General features: G+C 36.1%; 17 protein-coding genes. 13 read left to right on the plus strand and 4 right to left on the minus strand.

What is annotated here, in order from left to right:
- Positions 1–43 precede the first annotated feature (43 nt).
- Positions 44–244: a hypothetical protein gene (locus CCZ01_RS02960; protein ID WP_112051746.1), complete on the plus strand. Its 201-nt coding sequence runs from the start codon at positions 44–46 to the stop codon at positions 242–244.
- A gap of 449 nt (positions 245–693) precedes the next feature.
- On the opposite strand, the gene pepE is transcribed toward CCZ01_RS02960, so the two are convergent.
- Positions 694–1518, minus strand: coding sequence for a dipeptidase PepE (pepE, locus tag CCZ01_RS02965; RefSeq protein WP_112051747.1), 825 nt, complete (start codon positions 1516–1518; stop codon positions 694–696).
- A 366-nt stretch (positions 1519–1884) separates the two neighbouring features.
- Between pepE and CCZ01_RS02970 the strand changes: the two genes are divergently transcribed.
- Genes CCZ01_RS02970 through CCZ01_RS03005 form a run of 8 tightly spaced genes read left to right on the plus strand, consistent with a single transcriptional unit; the run spans position 1885 to position 12341 of the window.
- Positions 1885–3864 carry a cache domain-containing protein gene (locus CCZ01_RS02970; RefSeq protein WP_112051748.1) on the plus strand — a complete coding sequence of 660 codons (1980 nt, stop codon included), beginning with the start codon at positions 1885–1887 and terminating at the stop codon, positions 3862–3864.
- A gap of 8 nt (positions 3865–3872) precedes the next feature.
- Positions 3873–4166, plus strand: coding sequence for an ATP-dependent Clp protease adaptor ClpS (locus tag CCZ01_RS02975; protein WP_112051814.1), 294 nt, complete (start codon positions 3873–3875; stop codon positions 4164–4166).
- A gap of 3 nt (positions 4167–4169) precedes the next feature.
- A complete protein-coding gene (locus CCZ01_RS02980) occupies positions 4170–6707 on the plus strand; it encodes an ATP-dependent Clp protease ATP-binding subunit (RefSeq protein WP_258436528.1) in 2538 nt (845 codons plus the stop codon).
- The gene (locus tag CCZ01_RS02985; protein ID WP_112051750.1) at positions 6682–7452 is read left to right on the plus strand and encodes an ATP-binding protein; all 771 of its coding nucleotides are present in this window, start codon (positions 6682–6684) and stop codon (positions 7450–7452) included. Before CCZ01_RS02980 ends, CCZ01_RS02985 begins: the two co-directional genes overlap by 26 nt.
- An 8-nt stretch (positions 7453–7460) precedes the next feature.
- A complete protein-coding gene (gene galU / locus CCZ01_RS02990) occupies positions 7461–8282 on the plus strand; it encodes a UTP--glucose-1-phosphate uridylyltransferase GalU (RefSeq protein ID WP_112051751.1) in 822 nt (273 codons plus the stop codon).
- 11 nt (positions 8283–8293) lie between these two features.
- Positions 8294–8737 carry a hypothetical protein gene (locus CCZ01_RS02995; protein WP_112051752.1) on the plus strand — a complete coding sequence of 148 codons (444 nt, stop codon included), beginning with the start codon at positions 8294–8296 and terminating at the stop codon, positions 8735–8737.
- A gap of 8 nt (positions 8738–8745) precedes the next feature.
- Positions 8746–10008 carry a UDP-N-acetylglucosamine 1-carboxyvinyltransferase gene (gene murA / locus CCZ01_RS03000; RefSeq protein ID WP_112051753.1) on the plus strand — a complete coding sequence of 421 codons (1263 nt, stop codon included), beginning with the start codon at positions 8746–8748 and terminating at the stop codon, positions 10006–10008.
- Entirely contained in the window at positions 10008–12341 is a 2334-nt protein-coding gene (locus tag CCZ01_RS03005) for a PEP-utilizing enzyme (RefSeq protein ID WP_112051754.1), read from the plus strand. The genes murA and CCZ01_RS03005 overlap by 1 nt, the downstream gene beginning before the upstream one ends.
- A 44-nt stretch (positions 12342–12385) precedes the next feature.
- On the opposite strand, the gene tolB is transcribed toward CCZ01_RS03005, so the two are convergent.
- Positions 12386–13675, minus strand: a complete 1290-nt coding sequence (gene tolB, locus CCZ01_RS03010) for a Tol-Pal system protein TolB (RefSeq protein WP_112051755.1) — start codon at positions 13673–13675, stop codon at positions 12386–12388.
- A gap of 134 nt (positions 13676–13809) precedes the next feature.
- Between tolB and CCZ01_RS10310 the strand changes: the two genes are divergently transcribed.
- A complete protein-coding gene (locus tag CCZ01_RS10310) occupies positions 13810–13953 on the plus strand; it encodes a hypothetical protein (RefSeq protein WP_181566287.1) in 144 nt (47 codons plus the stop codon).
- Positions 13954–13989: 36 nt separating this feature from the next.
- Here CCZ01_RS10310 and prfA read toward each other — a convergent pair whose 3' ends face one another.
- Together prfA and rpsT are read right to left on the minus strand one after the other, a co-directional pair.
- Positions 13990–15054, minus strand: coding sequence for a peptide chain release factor 1 (prfA, locus tag CCZ01_RS03015; protein ID WP_112051756.1), 1065 nt, complete (start codon positions 15052–15054; stop codon positions 13990–13992).
- A gap of 6 nt (positions 15055–15060) precedes the next feature.
- Positions 15061–15336: a 30S ribosomal protein S20 gene (rpsT, locus tag CCZ01_RS03020; RefSeq protein WP_112051757.1), complete on the minus strand. Its 276-nt coding sequence runs from the start codon at positions 15334–15336 to the stop codon at positions 15061–15063.
- Between the two features lie 319 nt (positions 15337–15655).
- Here rpsT and CCZ01_RS03025 point away from each other — a divergent pair, with 319 nt between their 5' ends.
- The 3 genes from CCZ01_RS03025 to CCZ01_RS03035 are packed head-to-tail and all read left to right on the plus strand — an operon-like array spanning position 15656 to position 21416.
- Positions 15656–16810, plus strand: a complete 1155-nt coding sequence (locus CCZ01_RS03025) for an efflux RND transporter periplasmic adaptor subunit (RefSeq protein ID WP_112051758.1) — start codon at positions 15656–15658, stop codon at positions 16808–16810.
- On the plus strand, positions 16810–19950 hold the full coding sequence (locus CCZ01_RS03030; RefSeq protein WP_112051759.1) for an efflux RND transporter permease subunit: 3141 nt from the start codon (positions 16810–16812) through the stop codon (positions 19948–19950). Before CCZ01_RS03025 ends, CCZ01_RS03030 begins: the two co-directional genes overlap by 1 nt.
- A gap of 11 nt (positions 19951–19961) precedes the next feature.
- The gene (locus CCZ01_RS03035; protein ID WP_181566288.1) at positions 19962–21416 is read left to right on the plus strand and encodes an efflux transporter outer membrane subunit; all 1455 of its coding nucleotides are present in this window, start codon (positions 19962–19964) and stop codon (positions 21414–21416) included.
- Positions 21417–21564: the final 148 nt, after the last annotated feature.

A 21564-nucleotide genomic window follows, 5' to 3' on the forward strand; every position in this document is an offset into this window, starting at 1 on the left:
TGTAAGGTAAAATGGAGGAATTTCATTAAAAAGGAGAAAAATTATGGATGCAATTGCAATGTCAGTTGGTGCAGGAAATAGTGCAGGTGCGTATTCAGCAATGAATGCACAGCAGACTCAGCAGGAGACAGCAAGGATGGAAGAAGCTAGAGCACAGGAAATTCAGGCTACACAACAGCAACAACAGCAAGCAACTGACACTTCCTATCTTATGGAGCCAAGTCGCTTGAATGTTCAAGCTTAGTGATTGTGATTCTGAGTTTTTGTTGAAGTAAGAGTTTAGAATCCTGCTTTCCATCAGCATTTGGGGTGTGTTGAAGCATATCTTCTTGTAGTGCTGGTGGCCTTTTTTCTTTCGATTCTTCCCTGTTTATTTTGAGGTAGTTTTCGCCTAGTGTCGCTTTTGTGGCTATATTGTTTAGTGAGTATGGTGGGTTCTTGCTTTGGAGTGAATGATTAATAATGTGTAGGCGTTATAGAGATATTGACCAAAACATAAAACGGGATTAAAATATTCAATAGCTGATTCGTCGCAGTTTTTAGCAAGTTTAAACAATACACTTCTGTTTATCAAATAGGTAAGTAGCGAGTTGATGTGTTTAAATATTTACAAGTTGCAACAAATGTGTAACCCTACGCACTGTGCTACTTCTTGGTTTAATAAATTTCTGAAAGATTTTATATTAATGAATGTCAGTAACTAAATTCAGAATCAATAGAAATTTTTTGAATATCTTTCTTATATTCTAGTTTTAAAAGAGGTGTATTTTTGTCCATTCCTAAAACCTTAGCTTTTCTGCCATTTAACCAGAGTGCAACACCTTCAGGTAAGGCATAAACGATAGATTCTTGGTTAAGAATCAGAAATTCCTCAAGTCTTTCTTCTCTGCTTTCTCCGTTATGTCCGATGGGTTTGCCAGAAATAAAATGGGGATTAATTTGGTGAGGAAAGATATTAAAGGTATTGAAAGATTGGGGTTCTGCTATCGGCATATCATTTGTTGTTTTCATTGTTGCACCTGCAACATTAGAGCCAGCAGACCAGCCCACATACGGTACACCCTCATTCACTCTTTTGGTGATAATTTCTACTAAATCATTTTTGTGCAGTTGATGGGTTAACTCAAAAGTGTTCCCTCCACCGACAAAAATTGCATCAGCCTTTCGGATTTCATCTCTTGCATTACCTCTGTGCACGCTAATAATATTTAAATTCAAACTTATTAAAGCATTCTTAACTTGCATTTCATAATCATCATAAGTTTTTCTTACTCCGGCATAGGGGATGAAAGCTACCCTTTTTCCCTCAAGATTATTGATTGCCACAAATTTTTTTAACCAAGGCAGGGCATGTGTAAGATAGCCAGTATTTTTGTAACCGGAACTTGAAAGCAACAAAGCATTCTGTTTGTCTTTACTAAAGTGAGATAATGCAATTTCTTCCGCATTTAAATCTATATTAAATACAAAGACAGCTAAAGTTACCATTCCTATTTTGAGCAACCATTTTCTTTTCATAAAAAGCAATTCCTAAATGATATAAAGAATATAATCTTCTGAGAATCATATGTGAAAACTCTTTAAAAAAACATAAATATTCTTTATAAATAATATCATTATAATATTTCATTCTTCACAAAAACAAATTAGACAAATAATTAAGATGGCAAGTGGCAATAAAATAGTCTATTTACATTTGTAAATAATGCAATTTATAGTGCTTGAATACTATATGTTTAACTTGTGTAAATAATGATAAATAATGGATTTAAGGGATAAAAAATGAAATTTTTCATTTCCAATCGAAATTAAGCCATATTTTTATCAAAAAATAGATAAAATAGCCACAAATAGAATTCTGTCGTTAGGAGCATAAATTACATCATGGAACAACAAACCATCAACACTTTAGGTGGCTATATGCCAGACATTGCACATTATAGGACGCAATTCCTCTCCTTGAACTCTTTATTAGGCAAAACTACCCTCACAGGAAAAATTAGTTCTTTGGATATTGCAGAGAATTTATTTCAATTTATGGGAACAACTCAGCAAAAATTTAATTCTCTGCAAGATAGACTCATTAATACATTGATTGAGCAGAATTTTCTTAATCGTTTTAAGGAGGCAAGTGTCTCATCAAATATTATTGCTAGCCTCCTTTTGCATACTATTGGCGAGCGGTCTTTAGATGTTATTGCTCTTGCTAGAAGTAGTCGTTTGGCAAATTTTCTGCAAGAACGCAGTGAAGAGGGTATGCAAGATATTCGGGAACACTTGCAAAATTATATTCAGCTTTACACGATTTATCACAATCTTATTTTATTTGATATTGAGGGAAATGTTCTTCTCTCCTTAGAAGATGGATTAGAGAAAACCACTACAAATAGTAGCATTAGAAATGCTATTAGGGAGGGAGAATCTTTGGAGATTTTTGAATCTCTAGATTTTTATCACAATGAGAGGAAGCTCCTTAATATTGCTCCTGTCAAAAAGCAAGATGGCCATATATTAGGTGCATTGGGTACAGTTTTTGATTTAAAAGGTGAGTTGACAGAAATTTGTCAGCATTTCAAATATCATCTTCCACAATCTGCCTTTGTTGTCTTGGATGCAAAAAGTAATGTAGTTTTTAGTGATGAAGAACGTTATTTTCCTGTTGGGCAGATAGTAACTTTTTCAGAACGCGACAATATTCGCTTTACAGATATTGGTAAACGTCATGCCCTTGTCGCAGATACTCTTATTTCAGAGCAAAAAAATATCACTGCAAATTGGAGGTTTTGTCGTATTGTTCCCTTGCAGGTTGCTTTTGATTCGAGGAATGTTAATCAAAATTTTAATATTCCAGATAATTTTATGCAAAACGGTTGTTCTCTAAGAACAGAGAATCTTGACGCGGTAGTGCTTGAAGCAGAAAATATCAATGAGGATTTAGGTGATGTGGTGATTAATGGTGAGATTATCGCCTCAAAGAGCCGTTCTTATGCACTTAATCCGATTTTAGATAATATCCGTCTTTTGAGTGACCAAATCAACACATTATGTATTGAATCCATCCAGAATCTGCAAAAAGGGATTTTTTCTTCACTCTATAATACAATCGATCACTATGCAAGATCCTCTGTGGAATTGCTTGACCGCTATCTTTATGAAAAGGCTAATGATTGTCGATGGATGAGCCAATCAAGTATTTTTAAAACTTATTTGGAAAATAAAATTGATACAGAAGGTACAAGTAAAATTCTAAAGAAGTTGGAAGAAATTAACACAGCTTATCCTTCGTATGGTGATATTGTTTTATTTGATGCAAACGGTGTTGTGTTAGCGAATTCTCATCATGTGAAAGGAACACGTAATATTGTTTCTACTGAGATTATTGGTGCATTAAGAGGAATGACAAAAACACATCGTTACCATCTGTCTAATTTTGAAGTACCAGCTTTTAGTAGCATTGAAGTACCTAGCTATACTTTTTCGTCACCCATTCGTGATTCTCGTGGGAATTTTTTGGGAGGCATTGCTTTTATTGTTTCTGGTGAGAGTATTCAAAATATTCTTTTTTCAATCTTGCAAAAGGAATCTTTTTTGCTAGAAAATGGGAGTGATATTTTCGCTCTTTTTATTGACCAAGACAAGAATTTAATTGCAACAACGCGTCAAGATTTTGATTTAAATGCTCTTGACCTTGAAGGTAAATGTGACCTCAAGAATCCAAAGTCTAAAATCGAGTTTATTGAAATAGATAATGTGATTTATCTTGTTTCAATTGAATCGTCTGTAGGTTATCGAGAATTTAAATTAGGGAATACGCGTTGTGGCGTTATTTCTTGCCTTGTTTTTATTAAAATACGAAATGAGTAATTTTGAGCGTGGAGGTAAAAATCTCTTTAAGGGATAAGATTAAAGAATGTAAGGCATCGCGTTTTAATGTTATTATTTTGAATGATAATGAAACAACAATGATTTTTGTTGTATGGGTTTTGATGGATATTTTCAAAAAAAATACAGAAGAGGCGATTAATCTTATGCTTCAAGTTCATCGTCAGGGCTTTGGTATTGCTGGAACTTATAGCTATGAAGTTGCACGAGCAAAAAGAGAGTTAACTTTGCAGTATGCACAGGAAGAGGGTTTTCCGTTGAGAGTTGAAATAGAGGAATGTTAAGTGATGACAGAAAAAGATTTTAGTCAGTTGAGAGAGAAGTTTTTTCAGCAGTCTTTTCAAATTGCCTTAGAAAGAAATGATGGCTTTATTCTATGTGAACATTTGTTTTTAGCTTTACTGAAAGAATCCCTATTTGAACCCTTCTTTCAAACGACAGAGTTTTCACATGGTACTATTATTGGTATGATTGAGGAAGAATTAAACGCAAATTTTGGAACAAATCAGGAAAAAATAGAAGTTGAAAGTTTTAAGAAAGCCTTAGCTATTTCTCCTGATCTTACAGAGGTGATTAATGAGGTGCGGAGAACCTCTCAAGAGGAATTAGGTCTGCACTATTTTGAGGGCGTTGAAACGCCTATCTATGAGCAAAATTTTACACAAGATTCACAGCAATCCTTAAAAGAAACTCTCAAGAATCTGAGTCAAGAAGAGCGACAACGATCGCTTGAAATTATTTTAATGCCTATTATTTTAGCTTTGTATGAGCATCAAGAAACATTGGCTGGACAAATTCTTAAAGTTTATGTTACAGAATTATGTTGTAGTGATAAGAGTGCAAAAATGTTTTGGGAAAAAATCTCCAAAAATACACCTACTCCAAAACAAATTAAGCATATTTATGAACGCGAAGTTTTAGAAATAGATGATGATCTTTTGCAAGATATTGAAGAAGATTTGTTATATCAGGATATTAAAAAGCGTTTACAGCAACAAGATGATGAAAAAGAACAAAAAACGAGTATTGCCTATCTGGAGCTTTATTGTAGAAATCTCACATCGTTAGCTAAGAGAGGTAAGATTGATAGCGTTATTGGACGTGATTTTGAAATTCAAAGAATTAAGGAGATTTTAGGTAGGCGTAAAAAAAATAATCCCATTCTTATCGGAGAGGCTGGTGTGGGAAAGAGTGCTATTATTGAAGGTTTAGCTATTCAAGCCCTCAATGATAACTATTTAAAAGGTGTCGAGATTTTTAGCCTGAATATGGGGGAGTTGATTGCAGGGACGCGCTATAGAGGTGATTTTGAAGAAAGATTGCAAGGGTTAATTGCAGAAGTTGAAGAACAGGAAAATATTATTTTGTTTATTGATGAGATTCATACTTTGGTAGGTGCAGGAACAAATAAGGAGGGTTCTCTCGATGCTTCCAATATTCTTAAGCCTTCTTTGAGTAGCGGTAAAATTAGAATTATCGGTGCAAGTACCTACGGCGAATATCGTCAATTTTTTGAAAAGGATAAAGCTCTTTCTAGACGTTTTGTAAAAATTGATGTTAAAGAACCGACTATTCACGAAGCAACATTGATTCTTGAAGGCTTAATTGGACGATATGAAAAATTCCATCAGGTCTCTTATACGAAAGATTCTCTTAAAAAAGCAGTTGAACTCTCTAGTCGCTACATCAATGATCGTTTTTTGCCCGACAAGGCTATTGATATTATTGATGAAGCTGGGGCGGTTGCAAAAATGCAACAAAAATCTCTTATTGATATTGCAGAAATTGAACGAACAATTAGTAAGCTTGCTCAAATTCCAGATATTAATGCATCAAGTGATGAATGTGCGTTGCTAAAAGACTTGCAAGAGCGATTAGAAAGACGTATTTTTGGACAGAAAATGGCCATCCAAGATTTAGTTAATTCACTTAAACGTTCACGTGCGGGTTTGAATATGCCCAATCGCCCGGTGGGTGCATTCTTATTTGCCGGTCCAACTGGTGTGGGAAAAACAGAATTAGCAAAGGAAGTTGCAAAAGAATTAGCCATTCATTTTGAACGTGTTGATATGAGCGAGTTTATGGAGAAGCATAGTGTGTCTAAATTTATCGGTGCTCCAGCAGGTTATGTGGGTTATGAAGATGGTGGAATGCTTGTAGATATGATTCGTAAGCATCCACATACACTTTTATTGCTTGATGAAATTGAAAAAGCTCATCCTGATGTAATGAATATTTTATTACAAGTGCTTGATAATGCTTCTTTGAGTGACAATAATGGTAGAAAAGCGGATTTTGCACATACAATTATTGTGATGACTTCTAATGTCGGTTCTCAAGAAAGTGGTGTAGCGGGATTCAAGAAAGATGCCACCACAAAACATGATGAGGCAATTAAGCATTACTTTTCGCCTGAATTTCGTAATCGCCTTGACCGTATTATTTATTTTTCACCCCTCACAGAAAAAGAACTTAAATCCATCGTGCAGAAAGAAATTGATGATTTAAATTTACAGTTAAGCCATAAAAATATAAAAATTACCTTAAGAGATTCTGCTCTCAATTATATTGCAGAACATGGTTATAGTGCAGAGTTGGGTGCAAGACCTTTACAGAGAGTAATTTCTGATGAGATTAAGCAACCCCTCAGTGACGAGATTCTCTTTGGACAACTTAAAAGGGGTGGGGAAGTAGAGGTTAAATACACCCAAAAAGAGGGCATTAGCTTCATATTTAAGTCTTCTACACACAAAAATGAAAATAAAAAAGAAAAAAGTGAGAAAGGGAAGTGTGAGAAATATGAAAAAGAATGCATTAAATTGTGATTGGGATACTTATTCTGCTGCTTCTTGGAGGGGATATGGAAAATATCTGCACCCTATCCGCGACCTTTTACCCCCGAAATTAGAATGGCTTATTGGTGTTGAAACACAAAAACAAAAGCTTTTTGCAAATACTATTGCATTCTTAGAGGAAAGAGAAGCGATGAATGTTTTATTGTGGGGAGCTAGAGGTATGGGAAAATCATCTCTGATTCAAGCTACATTGGAGCATTTTTCATCTAAAAAATTAAGAATGGTGGAAGTAAATTGTGATGATTTACAGATTTTACCTATTTTAATGGATAATTTAAGAAAATATAATTATTATTTTATAATTTTTTGCGATGATCTTTCTTTTGAGAAACCTAATAAATCATATAAAGCTCTCAAAAGCGTTTTGGAAGGTTCGCTCGAACAATTTCCTAAAAATGTGTTGATTTATGCAACCTCCAATCGTCATCATTTAATAAAGGAATTGCAAAGTGACAATCAAACTCTCTATACTCAAGAGTTGCATGCCCAAAATCAAATTGATGAAAAATTAAGTCTTAGTGATAGGTTCGGCTTAAGTCTTGGTTTTTATGCTTCAAGTATTGAAGAATATCGCAAACAGGTGGAATATTATTTTGGCAAACCCATTGATGATACCCTTTTTTCTAGAGCGCTTGTTTTTGCAAGTTCACGTGGTGGAAAAAGTGGGCGTGTGGCTAAACAATTTCATATTGCTTTTTGCAATCAACTTTTATAGGAGGATTTATGATTTCAAAATGTTTGTTTCCGGCAGCGGGCTATGGTACACGATTCTTGCCTGCTACAAAGGCTATGCCTAAGGAGATGCTTCCGATTGTCTCAAAGCCTTTGATCCAGTATGGTGTAGAGGAGGCATTATCAGCAAACATTAAAACAATGGCAATTGTTACAGGACGCGGAAAAAGGGCTATTGAGGATCATTTTGATATTAGTTATGAATTAGAACAACAAATTAAGGGTAGCTCTAAAGAATCTTACCTTACAGAGATTCGCTCTTTGATTCAGCAATGTACTTTTTCTTATACAAGACAAATTGAAATGAAGGGGTTGGGGCACGCAATTCTGAGTGGTGAGACATTAATTGGAAAAGAACCTTTTGCTGTTATTTTGGCTGATGATTTATGTGACAATCCGCAAGGGGAAAGTGTTCTTGCACAAATGAGAAAGGTTTATGAACGTTATCGTTGCTCTGTTGTTGCAATTGAAGAAGTGGCGATGAGTGAGGTGTATAAGTATGGTGTCATTAGTGGAAAAGAGATTGATTCAGGGATTTTTATGGTAGATAATATGGTAGAAAAACCAAAAGAGGAGGAGGCACCTAGCAATCTTGCAGTGATTGGGAGATACATTCTTACACCTGACATTTTTGATATTTTGCGTCAAACACCACCTGGAAAAAATGGAGAAATTCAAATTACGGATGCTCTTTTAGAGCAATGCAAGAAAGGAATGGTGCTTGCTTATAAATTTCAAGGAAAACGTTATGACTGCGGTAGTATTGATGGTTTCGTGGAGGCAACTAATGATTTTTACAGAAAATACCATTAAGGTTAGCGGGAATGTATGATATAAAGTTTTATGTTTTAGTTTGGGCATTAGTTACTGTTGTTGGTGTTCCAACCGTCATCATTGCCACTTTAATTATTATGCTCCAGCATTTAAAGCTAGCTCGAATGGAGGCGAATAAAATTGAACGAAAATTACAGAATATTGATTTTCTTTTTACCCTAATTAACCCTGATAATACTCAAGAAGAAAAGCAAATGGCACTCGACGCATTCAATAAAAATTTTGCAAAGTTTGAAGGACTAGACCCAAAAGGTGAAGATGTCCAAAAGCGCTTACGTTTTATCACAAGTTTTGCTTTGCTAGATTTTTATGAGATTGATAAAGTTGCAAAGTTTTCCGAAGCTCTTGTTGTGCAAAACCGCAATTTTAAAAAAGAAATTGAACACGCTATCGGTGGAGCAATTAAAAGTCGTGAAAAAAATAAGAAAAAGTAAGGATTAATATGGATTTTTTATGTATTCAAGGAGGAGGAAGGCTTTCTGGAGAGGTTCATATTTCTGGCTCTAAGAATGCTGCATTACCACTTTTGGGCGTAACACTACTGGGAAAAAACGACATTCATATACACAATCTTCCTCAGGTTGTGGATATTCAAACCTTTATCACTTTACTTAATATGTTAGGTGCAAAAACACATTTTGAAGCGGGAAATGCTTGCATTAATACAACATCTGTTAATCAAACAAAGGCTGTGTATGATATTGTGCGTAAAATGCGTGCTTCTATTCTGGTATTAGGACCTCTTTTGGCAAGGTTTGGGCATTGTGAGGTTTCTCTGCCGGGTGGGTGTGCAATTGGTGCAAGGCCTGTAGATTTACATCTTAAAGCTTTAGAAAAAATGGGTGCAACCATTCATATTGAGTCTGGATATATTATTGCAAAAGCACCACAAGGGCTAAAAGCAGCAGAGATTGAGTTTGAAAAAATTACCGTGACTGGAACAGAAAATATTGTGATGGCAGCTGCTCTTGCACGAGGAAAAACACGTATTTTAAATGCTGCAAGAGAACCTGAAGTTGTTCAATTGTGTGAGGTTTTACAAGAATCTGGCGTGCAGATAGAAGGTATTGGTTCTAATGAACTTATTATTGAGGGAAGTGACAGAGAATTGCTTAATATTCCGTCTTTTAATGTTATTCCTGACCGCATAGAAGCTGGAACTTATCTTTGTGCGGCAGCCATTACCCAATCAGCTATCACGCTTAAAAATATTTGCACAGAACACCTCAAAGCCATTATTCTCAAATTGAAAGAAGCTGGGTTTACATTGTATGTACAAGAGGATACCATCAGTATTGAATCTTTAAGCAGTATTCAGCCCTTTGAAATTATCACAACTGAGTATCCAGGGTTTCCTACGGATGTTCAAGCACAATTTATGGCATTAGCAACTCAAGCAGAAGGCGAAAGTAAAATTATTGAACGACTCTTTGAAAATCGTTTTATGCATGTGAATGAGCTACAAAGAATGGGGGCAAAAATTACGCTTGATGGCAATTGTGCAAATGTGCATGGTAAGACACATCTTTTAGGTGCCGATGTGATGGCTACAGATTTGCGTGCATCAAGTGCTTTAGTTTTAGCTGCCTTAAGTGCAAAGGGTGAAACTCGCATCCATCGCATTTATCACCTTGACCGGGGTTATGAGCAGCTGGAGGAAAAATTAACGCAGTTGGGTGCAAAAGTTTACAGGGGTAGGGAATAATGCTAGATTCACTCACTTTTAAGAGTAAGGCACAAAATCTTAAAGCCCTTTACCATCGGCTTTCAAGTGCAAAGATTCTTCCTCTTGTTATCACTTCTTTAGAAGAATTCAATCATAATCCTAAAGAAGTTTATTTGCAAATCCAATATCTTCAGGCAAATTTTTTGATTATTCGTAGCTCTTCAAAATCAGAGGATAGTCAAAACCATTCTAATGCCGGTGCATTCTTAAGTCTTGCAAATATTCCAAATGACTTTGTTCAGGTTAAATCAGCTATCTTGGAAGTTGGAAAGTCAATGCCTTTGGCTGATGATGAAATTCTTATTCAACCTATGCTTTCTTCAATTTCACTTTGTGGTGTTTGCTTTAGCGTGGATAAAGAAAATGCTGCTCCTTACTACACAATTAGCTATGATACAAGTGGCTCTCATTATAGCATCACAAGTGGTATTAATGCTGAAATACAAAGCCTTTGTCATTATCGCTATGCTCAACCTCCAAAAAATGAGATTTTTGCAAAAATTATTATGATGATGCAAGAGTTGGAAGAAAGTTTTCAGCACTCCTATTTAGATGTTGAATTTGCTCTTGCAGATGGTGTGCTTTATTGTTTGCAAGTACGTCCTTTAGTAATGGAAAATAAACCTAATTTTTATCATTATGTTACAGAAAATGCCCTTTCGCGCCTTTGTAGACGTATTAATACCCTGAATCAAAAATTACCACATATTCTAGGAAAACGGGCAATTTTTGGTGTTATGCCTGACTGGAATCCTGCTGAAATGATTGGGTTTAAGCCAAAAACATTGGCTTTAAGTTTATATAAAGAAATTATCACTGATCATATTTGGGCATACCAGCGCGATAATTATGGTTATCGCAATTTGCGCTCTTATCCTCTTATGCATTCTTTCTTGGGTGTTCCTTATATTGATGTACGATTATCTTTTAATTCTTTTATCCCTAAAAAACTTGATGAAGAAATTGCACAAAAATTAGTTAATTTTTATTTAGATTCTTTGGCGAGAATGCCTCAATTTCATGATAAAGTTGAATTTGAAATTGTGCATTCTTGTTATGATTTGAATACCCCTCAAAAACTAGAAGAACTTCTTGATTGTGGCTTTAATCAGAATGAAATTAAAAGAATCGAGTTTGCATTGTTGGAATTAACCAATGAAATTTTAAATCCTAAGAATGGGCTTTACTTGAAGGATTTGCAACGTGCTTCATTATTAGAGGAGCGTTTTCATTCGATTGTAAGTTCTTCACTGTCCTTGTATGATAAGATTTATTGGTTAATTGAGGATTGCAAACGTTTTGGAACTTTGCCTTTTGCAGGAATTGCACGTGCAGCATTCATTGCAATGCAACTTCTCAATTCACTTGTAGAAACAAAGCTTTTAAGCTCTAGCCGAAGGCAAAATTTTCTTGCTTCCTTGCGTACAATTAGTAAAGAGCTAACTGATGATATTCAGAATTTACCCCACAATAAAGAAGTGTTCTTAGCTAAATATGGGCATTTGCGTGCGGGGAGTTATAATATTCTTTCGCCACGTTATGATGAAGCTTTTGAGAGTTATTTTAAGCATTCACTAACGCAGCATACAACTTCCTCGTCGATACCGATTGTTTTTAACCTTACGCAAACAGAGGAGCAAGCCATCAATCAAGCCCTTAAGGAAAATGGTTTAGAAATTGATGCAAGGGCATTATTTGCATTCTTTAAAATTGTGATTGAGGGACGTGAATCTGTGAAATTTGCCTTTTCAAAGCTGCTTTCACAAACTTTAAGCTATATTAAAGATTTAGGAGATTATTTAGATATTTCTGTGGAAGATATGGCTCATGTGGATATAAAAAGTATTTTAGGTTTATATTCAAGCCTTTATAAGGACAGCCCACGTGAAAAACTTTTAAATGAGATTAAAATTAATAAGGAAAATTTCAATCTCACCTTAGCCCTTAAACTTCCGCCACTTATTATTGATGGTGAAGATATTTTTAGTTTTCATTCTTCAAAAATTTCTCCTAATTTTATTACTCAAAAAAGCATTACGGCAGAAACCGCACAAGAATCATCAGAACATTTAATGCATAAAATTGTCCTTATCCCATCTGCTGATCCGGGTTATGATTATTTATTTACTAAGAATATAGCTGGGCTTATTACATGCTATGGCGGAGCAAATTCACACATGGCAATCCGTGCTTCAGAATTGCAACTTCCTGCAGTAATTGGTGTTGGAGAGGAGAACTTTAATCTTTATTTACGGTGTAGAAAAATCCGTATTGATTGTGAAAGTGAACAAATATTTTGCCTGGAAGGCTAATGCTTCACCCCCTAAAAAGGAAGGGTGGGTATTTTTAGATAAATTTACCAGTCTAAACTTTGAATCTTACCTTTTGGAAGTGCAAAAAGATAGCTTTTATTGTAATCTAATCGGATAATGCCTAAGGAGCTTTGTGCAGGCGTGTGCTTAATATATAAAATGGATTTACCATCTTTAGAAAATCTTGGCATTTGATTAATTCCACCATCTGTTAAGGGGCGAATAGCAGAACTTTTTGTGGAAGCTAAAAAGAGGTTAAAGGAGTTGGGTGCGAATTCATTGCTCGAAGTCCGACTTGAGTAGACAATATAGTCTTCAAATGCGGTTGCTGCATTGCTATTATTGCCATGATAAACAAGTTGTTCTACCCTTTCTGAACCATCAACGTCTGTTGTGAATACATTAGGGTAGCCTAAGCGATCTGAAACAAAAACAATCTTACTCTCGTTACCAACAAAACTTGCACCTACATCAATACCTGCATAACGCGTGAGTTGCGTCAATTTTTTATTGCCTAAATTATAAAGATAAATATCAGATTGGCTTGTTGGTGCCATTGTTAAAAGAAGTTTATTTCCATCTTTGCTGACATCTGATACAACAAGCATACCCTTGCTATTTAAGATTTGTTCTTCCTTTTTTGATTGAATATTATACTTAAAAAGTGTCGGACGCTTTAAATATTTTGTATAATAGAATTCTGTTTGCTCTTTATTTGCCCACTTAGGAAAGGTATTAAGCAAATTATTATCAATAAGAACACTTTGGAAGGTTAGGGTATAGTCGGCAAGTAAGATTTGTGTTCGCTTGGGGCTAATATATTTAGAGACAAGAACAAATCTCTCCATCCATTCTAGTGAAGGAAAATTCAAGTGCTGATTAATATCAACCGCCATTTTATGTGCGAGTAATGGATAATGTGAATCTTGTCCCACACTATAACGTTTTGAAAAAATTTCTTGTCCTTTATTGACATCATAAAAATATAGCTGAGCTGAGATTGCTTTTCCGTCATACTTTGCATTCACTTTTGCAACAAAATGAACAGCATTGGAGCGATATTTATCAAAATTCAATGCATTAAGATTACTTGGAGAAGTTTCTTCTTGAACACTAAAATGTCCACTGACCTTTAGATCTCCAACTAGCATTTTATGGACACGTGCCACCATCGGCTTACTTTTGCTGTCACTTTGTATGTATTCAACGCTGATTGTTGGTAATGCCCCACTGCGCCTAATAATCTCCATTGTTGCATCAATATCATTTGGTGCAGCTTTTAAAGAAGCAACCATCGCCAAAACAACAAGTCCAACCCATTGTATAAATCGCATTCTGACTCCCTTAGTTTTATAGAATAATAGATGAAATTGTAGCATACTTTCTGTAATGAATATAGAAAGTAGATTACTCCATCCTATGGAATAAACTTTGCTTGTTTGCTGATATAATCAGAAAGGAGCAAAGTATGTTTCGATTAATTTTTGCCTTAGTTATCGTACTATCTGCTGTTTTAAGCGGTTTGTTGTGGGCGGACGATCATTTTTTAAACTCCAGTTATTGTGAAGGCAAAAATAGCCTCTTATGTCTGGATTCAAGAATATGGCACTAAAGTAAATATAGTTTGAGTAAATGTAATTATCAGCCCTTAGGAAATTTCTTGCAGTATCTCCGCTTGAAAATGGGTAACGATTGGGTCGATAACACCATCAAAATTCCCGCTAAGCATAATTTCTTCAAGACTGTAAAGTGTCAAGCCAACGCGGTGGTCAGTTAGTCTATTTTGCGGGTAGTTATATGTGCGAATACGTTCGCTACGATCGCCACTGCCGACTTGCGTACGCCTTGCCTCAGAGTTTTCCCTGGTCTGTGCTTCTAGTTCTGCCTCATAGATACGAGCTTTTAGAATTTTCAATGCCTTATCTTTATTTTTGTGCTGAGATTTTTCATCTTGCATCGACACTGAAATACCTGTTGGAATATGTGTGATTCTTACTGCTGAATCTGTTGTGTTCACGCATTGTCCGCCGTGTCCACCCGCCCTAAAAACCTCTATACGTAAATCATTGGGGTTAATAACAACTTCAACATCATCAACTTCTGGCATAATTGCCACTGTGATGGCTGAAGTATGGATTCTACCTTGAGATTCCGTTTCTGGAACTCTTTGTACACGATGTGTTCCGCCTTCATATTTTAAGCGCGAATAAGCACCGTTTCCTTTCACGAGAGCAATGACTTCTTTGTAGCCACCTACATTATTTTCGTTGGAGCTGATTATTTCAACCTTCCACCCTTTAGTATCCGCATAGCGACAATACGCCTTAAATAAGTCGCCTACAAAAATTCCCGCTTCATCACCGCCTGTTCCTGCACGAATTTCGAGGTAAATATTTTTATCATCATTAGGGTCCTTAGGGATAAGAAGAATTTTAATCTCAGATTCTAGTCTCTCTAGCTTCCCCTCGATCTCCTTATTTTCCTCTTTGGCGAGGTCCCCTAACTCTTTATCATCAAAGAGCAACTTATTGTCTTCATAGCATTTTTTAGATTCCAGATATTCACGTGCTTTAATAACAAGTAATTCTAAAGAACTTTGTTCTTTGCTTAATTGTGTCATTTTCTTAATGTCATTCATCACCTCTGGAGAAAGAAGGAGCGATGAGATTTCCGAATAGCGGTCGATAAAAGGCTGAAGTTTACTTGCAAACATTTAAAATTATGCTGCCTTTATTGCAAATTTTTTAAGTGTCGCATTTAAACGACTGACTTTTCTTGCAGCAGAATTCTTGCTTAAAATTCCTTTACTTACAAATTTGTGTAAGTCTTTATTTGCAACTTTAAAGCACTCTTGAGCTTTAGGTAAATCATTTGCTTCAATTGCCTCTCTTAACGCACGTACAATGTTTTTGATGCGGGTTCGATAGTAACGATTACGTTCTGTTCGTTTAAGAGTCTGCCTGATTCTTTTCTCCGCTGATTTATGATTAGCCATAACAAATCCTTTCGACAAAAATTTATAAAAATTTCAAACAGACATTCTATCCTATTTTTAATTAATCCTGTATTAATTTTAATAAAATTATTTTGGCTTAAACCTATCTTTTTAAGAAATAAATTCATTTTTAAGGGAATATGCTTTAAAATGTCGCCGTTTTTTTACGATCTGGTATGAGGTAAGAATTAAAAGTGTAATTTAAATTACACTTTATTAGGAATCATAATGTATCATTTTGCCGTTGATGTTGTAAATTTTACATTATTAATACAATGAAATGTACCTTGTTTATGGTATCTAAGTAAAGAGGTTGACGATGAAATTGATGTCATTCAAAAAAAATATAGCACTACTTTTATGTGGCGTAGTGTTTTTAGGTGGTTGTGGTGGCTCTGAGGAGGCAAAAAATGCACAAGGAGTTGCAGGAAAAGGTGCTGGGCAACAAATGCCGGCAATCAAAGCAAATACAATGCAAATTTCTAAGGGCGACCAACCCTTGCAATTTGAATATCCTGCAAGAGTGCGTAGTATTGGGACGGTTGAAGTATATGCTAAAGTGTCTGGAACGCTTTTGGAGCAACTTTATACAGAGGGGCAGTATGTTGAACAAGGAACTCCCCTGTATAAAATTGATCCAGATAAATATCAAGCAACATATCAAGAGGCATTGGCAGCACTAGAGGTGAGAAAAGCAAATTTGATGCAAGCTGAAAGAAATTGGGAACGTTCTAGCACTCTTTTTGAGCAAAAAGCTCTTAGTCAAAAGGAAAAAGATGACGCGTTGGCTGCTTATGAGTCTGCAAAAGCAAATGTTACTAATGCTGAAGCAACTTTACAAAGAGCCGAATTAGATTTGGGTTACACAACAATTACAGCCCCAATTAGTGGAATGAGTGGTATGAAATTGCAGGATATCGGGACTTATGTTGGTATTAGTGGAAATTCTACAGTAACGACAATTACACAAGTTGCACCCATTCATATTGAATTTGCTGTTGCAGACATTACCCTGATGAATACTATTGCACGTATGCGTTCAGGGGGATTAAGCACGGAAGAGATTAAAATTAAGGTTCTTGACAGAATGAATAATGTCCTTGATGAAGGTGTGATTGACTTTATTGATAGTCGTATTGATGAAACAATTGGGAGCGTGAAATTACGTGCGATTGTCCCTAATGAGAAAAAAATGCTTATGCCTGGACAGTTTGTGCGCGTTGGAGTGGAGGGTGTGAAGCTTCAAAATGCTGCAACAATTCCACAAAAAGCGATTCTGCAAACTTCACAAGGTGTTTTTATCTACTTGCTTAAGGAAGGAAAAGCACAGATGGTGCCTGTTAGCATTGAACAATCAATCGGTTCAGATTTTGTTGTCACGGGGCTTTTTGAAGATGGCGATGAATTAATCTTAAATAACCTAATGATGATTCGCCCTAATGCACCTGTACAAGCAGACAATGGGGGCAAATAATGTTTTCAAAATTCTTTATTGAGAGACCCATTTTTGCGACCGTTATTTCTATCATTATCGTCATTGCTGGAGGACTCTCTATCTATAATATGTCAATTGAGGAATATCCACAGGTTACGCCACCTCAAGTGAGTATTTCAACAATGTATCCGGGTGCTGATGCTGAAACGCTTGCAAATCTTGTTATTGCACCTATTGAGCAAGCCGTCAATGGGGTGGAGAATATGATTTATATTTCCTCTGTGGCAACAGCAAGCGGTATGGCAAGTATTAATGTTTATTTTGAGATTGGTACTGACCCAGATTTAGCGACAATTGATGTTAACAATCGGTTGCAATCTGTAATGAGCACTCTTCCTGTAGAGGTGCAGCAACAAGGTATTACGGCAAGAAAACGTTCATCAAGTATTTTAGAGATTGTTTCTATTTACTCACCTGATGATTCAAGAGATGTTATTTTTCTTTCCAATTATGCTTTGATCAATGTCTTAGATGATTTAAAGAGGGTAAAAGGCGTAGGTGATGCACAAATTTTTGGTAGCAAAGATTATTCTATCCGTGTTTGGATGCGTCCTGACAAACTTGCCTCTTTTGGAATTACTGTTTCTGAAGTTATGGCGGCTATCAAGGAGCAGAATGCTCAATTTGCAACTGGGCAGTTTGGACAAGAACCGATAGCCTCCAAACCAATGTTTACGTACACTCTTACAACAAAGGGGAGATTAGTTGATGCTGAAGAATTTGGTAATATTATTATTAAAGCACAGAATGACGGAAGTTTTTTGCGTTTAAAAGATGTTGCAAATGTTGAGCTTGGAGCTGCCAATTATAGTTTTGAGGCAAGTTTTAATGGTAAGCCCACCATTCCTGTAGCGATATTTTTGCAATCTGGTGCAAATGCACTTGAAGTTTCAGAGCTTGTTAATAAAAGATTGACAGAAATAGCACAACGTTTTCCACAAGGGGTAGCCCATGAAATTTCTTTTGATACAACGAAGTTTGTGAATGTCGCTATTAATGAGGTTGTAAAAACTTTCATTGAAGCTATTTTGCTGGTTGCTATCATTGTTTATTTGTTCTTGCAAAATATGCGAACAACAATTATTCCTCTGCTTGCCGTGCCGGTATCTATTATTGGTGCATTTGCCGGAATGATGGTTTTAGGATTCTCCATTAACCTCCTTACGCTTTTTGGGCTGGTGTTAGCCATTGGTATCGTTGTTGATGATGCCATTATTGTTATTGAGAATGTTGAAAGAATCCATCGATCGCAAGGGCTTTCAATTAAAGATGCAACCATTGAGGCGATGCGTGAAATTGTATCTCCTGTTATTTCTATTGTTTTGGTACTTTCGGCAGTGTTTATTCCTGTCTCATTTTTGGGTGGCTTTACGGGGCAAATGTATAAGCAGTTTGCAGTAACTATTGTGATTTCAGTTGTGCTTTCTGGATTTGTCGCATTAACACTTACTCCAGCATTATGTACGATTTTTATCAAAGAAAAAGAGCCAAAACCTTTTTGGTTTGTGCGAAAGTTTAATGAATTTTTTGATTGGTCGACAGAGATGTATGTGAAAGGTGTTCGTTTTGTTTTGCATCATATATTTTTAAGCCTCCTTGCTATTGCATTGATTTTTGCAACAGCATATGCACTTTTTTCAAGGTTACCTAGTTCTCTTGTACCTCCAGAAGATAAAGGGACTATTTTTGGTGTGGCTATTCTTCCTCCTGCTTCCTCTTTGGGAAGGACGATTGAAGTTCGTGATGAGGTTGTTCAAACCTTGATGGCAAACCCAAATGTTAAATATGTGACCGCCTTTGGTGGATTTGACTTTTTGAATGCAGCTTTGAAATCTGATGCTTCAGCATTCTTTGTCTCGTTGCAGGATTGGGATCAAAGGAAAGATGCAATGGCACACGCTCAAGTTATTGCACAGCAATTAACCGGTATGTTTATGGGAACAAATAAAGAGGCGATTGTAATGCTTTTGAATCCGCCACCTATTATGGGTTTGAGTATAACAGGAGGATTTGAAATTTATGTGCAGAATCGTGCAGGAACAGGCTATGAAGAATTAAATAAACGTGTTCAGGCGATTATTGCAAAAGCTTCACAGCGTCCAGAGTTGACTAATTTACGCACAGGATTAGATTTAAATACTCCTCAATTCTATGTTGATTTAGATAGAGAAAAGGCAAAAGCCGCTGGTGTAAGTGTAAGCGAAGTTTTTAGTACAATGCAAATTATTTTTGGTAGTGCATACATCAATGATTTCAATCTTTATGGACGTCCTTATAAAGTCTATATTCAATCTGATGGCTCTTATCGCAGTGGTCCTGAACGTTTGAATGAAGTTTTTGTTCGTTCCAATAGTGGTGAAATGGTGCCTTTAAGTTCTTTACTCTCTTTTAATCGTATTACAGGTGCTAGTATTATGAATCGTTTTAATCTTTTTCCAGCAGCACAGATTACAGGAGAACCAAAACCAGGATTTACCTCAGGTGACGCAATTAAGGCGATTGAAGAAGTAGCAAACGAAGTTTTAGATGAAGGTTATACGATTGAATGGGCGGGTAGTTCTTATCAAGAACGACAAATTAGTGGTTCTAGTATGAATGCGTTTATTTTTGCACTTATTTTCGTATTCTTAATTTTGGCAGCACAATATGAACGATGGTTATTACCTTTTGCTGTGATCACTGCCGTGCCTTTTGCGGTATTTGGTGCAATTTTATTCACATTTATGGGGAATTTGATTGACCCACGTATTAGCAATGATATTTACTTCCAGATTGGATTGGTTGTGCTGATTGGTTTATCTGCTAAAAATGCAATTTTGATTGTTGAATTTGCTATGGAGCAAAGAAATGCAGGTAAAGATTTAATTGAGGCGGCTTTAGAGGGAGCAAGATTGCGTTTTAGACCGATTGTGATGACTTCGCTTGCTTTTGGAATTGGTGTAATTCCGCTTGTATTAAGTTCTGGTGCGGGCGCTGCTTCAAGACATTCAATTGGGGTAGGCGTCTTGGGAGGAATTACTGCGGCTTCTACAATCGCAATTTTCTTTGTCCCACTTTTTTATGTTTTATTTGAACGTCTCAATGATATTGTACGCGGCAAAAAAGCGACGCAATCATGATAAGGATAGAGATGAAAAAAAATCTTCTAGTGAATACCTTTATTGGGCTATTGTTGGCGGGTTGTTCTTTAACTCCAGAGTTAAAGAAAGAAGTTTTAGATACCCCCACAAATTATGAAACTCTTGATGGGAGTCATTCCCTTAGCGTGGGTATTACTCCCAGTAATAGAGCTTTAAGTAATCAATGGTGGGAGGATTTTGGTGATTCTAATCTTAACCTCCTTGTTGAGGAGGCATTGCGTAAGAATACAGATTATGCAATTGCCGCTTCTCGTGTTTTACAGGCACGTGCTGTGCTAGGTATGGCAAATGCAGATTTTTTTCCAACAATTGGTTATAACGGAAATTTTGCCCAGAATCAGTATTCAGCAGATTCTGACCCTAGAGGAATGGGCGGAGGTAGCGTTGGTGCGTTTTCTTTGAGTGCTGTTTTGAGTTATGAGATAGATTTATGGGGAAGAGTAAGAGAGAGTAGCAAGGCTGCAACTGCTTCATTGCTTGCAATTGCAGCTAATCAAGAAACGGTTCGTTTGAGTGTTATTTCAGGTGTAATTGATACTTATTTTTTACTTTTGAATCTTGAAAATCAAAGAAAAATCTTAGAATCAACTGTTAAAACCTATGAAGAAAGTTATCAGTATCGACTGAAGCAATATCAAGTGGGTGGAATTGAAGAAATTGTTTTGCAACAATCCAAGGTGCAACTAGAAAGTGCTAAGGCGAATCTATATGCAATTATTCGTCAAAAAAGTGAGGTAGTGAGTTCTCTTAGCATTTTGTTAGGACGCAGTGCACGTGAGATTGTAGCAGGAGAGATGAGAATTAGTCAATCTTTACCATCAGATGTGCCTGTTGTGCCTCTAGCAACGCCTTCAACGCTTATTTCTCACCGCCCAGATATCAAAATGGCAGAAGAAAATTTATTAGCTGCAAATCATTCTATTGGCGTTGCAAAGGCATCGTATTTTCCGATACTTTCTCTTTCTGCATTAGCAGGATTGAGTTCGTCTGAAATGGGAAAGCTCTTTGGGGCAACAACAGGAAGTGTGGGGTTGGGCGTGCAGGGTCCAATCTATGATTTTGGTAAGACTTCTAATCGTGTTTTAGAAGCAGAAGCAAAGAAGGAAGAAGCTTTGATTAATTATCGTGCAACAATCGCAAAGGCTTTTTCTGAGGTTAAAGATGCACTTGTAGCAAGGGAAAATTCTGAAAAGCGACTGAATGCAATTATTGCACAAGCAAAATCGCAAGAAAGAGTTTATCAAATTGCAAAGACACGATTTGAAGCTGGTTATACAACGCATTTAGAATTGCTTGATGCAGAAAGGGGATGGCTAAGTGTACAATTAGAATTGAGTGTTGCTAAAGCTGACCTCTTAAGCTCTGCATTAAGCATTTATAAGGCTTTAGGTGGTGGCTTTGAAGCACGACGTTTAGAAGAGAAAACAATGTATGAACGACCATAAATATTGTTACCTGTTTCTTTTTGATACTTTTTTGAGATAGTATTATAGGAACGGGTAGCTAAAAACTGGATATTTATCTAAAAAAGTTCCTTTTTTCTCTTAAAATAACCTCGTTTGTAAGTAAAATTAGTTATGCTTAGAGAATGGA

This window comes from Helicobacter monodelphidis (assembly GCF_003288845.1).
Lineage (GTDB): Bacteria > Campylobacterota > Campylobacteria > Campylobacterales > Helicobacteraceae > NHYN01.